This window comes from Deinococcus pimensis DSM 21231 (assembly GCF_000519345.1).
GTDB classification, from domain to species: Bacteria; Deinococcota; Deinococci; order Deinococcales; family Deinococcaceae; genus Deinococcus_A; species Deinococcus_A pimensis.
The window spans coordinates 6,375-7,090 of the sequence record NZ_KI912643.1; the positions used below are offsets into that span (position 1 = coordinate 6,375).

The 716-nt window shown below is 72.5% G+C and carries 1 protein-coding gene; it reads right to left on the reverse strand.

Features of this window, described 5'->3' with window-relative positions; all coding sequences use genetic code 11:
- Positions 1 to 499 (reverse strand): MazG family protein (locus tag DEIPI_RS30565; RefSeq protein WP_084474214.1); only part of this gene is annotated, 499 nt, incomplete at its 3' end.
- Positions 500 to 716 lie beyond the last annotated feature (217 nt).

Genomic DNA, 716 nt, shown 5'->3' on the forward strand with positions numbered 1-716 from the left:
CCGTCACCGCGCGGCGGGCCGCGTCCGTCTCCGTGGGCCGCTCGCCGCGTTCCCGCTCCTCGACCTTCTGAAGCTCCGCCTCCCGCGCGAGCGCCCCGAGCGCCGAGGGGACGCGCTCCGCTGCGGTCTTCTCGCGTCCGCCGCGCTCGCGCGCCTTGATGGCCTGCCAGTTCGCCACGACCTCGTCCGCGCCGCGCACCGTCACGCTCCCGAACACGTGCGGGTGACGCCGCACGAGCTTCTCCACGATCGCGTCCTCCACGTCCGCGTACCTCCAGCGGCCCTCCTGCTCGGCGATGACGCTGTGGAACGCCACCTGCAGCAGCACGTCCCCGAGCTCGCCCACGACGGCCGCGTCGTCGCCGGTCGAGAGGGCGTCCACGGCCTCGGCGGCCTCCTCCAGCAGGTACGGGCGCAGGCTCAGGTGGGTCTGCTCGCGGTCCCACGGGCAGCCCCCGGGGGAGCGCAGGACCCTCATCGTGTCCAGTAGGCGGTGCATGCGGTCATGCTAGAGCACGCCCACCCACACTCCGGTGCCCTCGTTGACGAACGGACAATGTTTGCACGCGCGGCCTCACATCCTTTTCAAGCGTGGCATCTGAAGTGGAGCCATGAAGAGACGCCTCGCGGTCCTCGCCCTGCAGTTCACGGCGACCGCCGCCCTCGCCCAGATCTCCACACCCCCGCCCGCCGCTCCGGCCGGAGGCGGCCCTTCC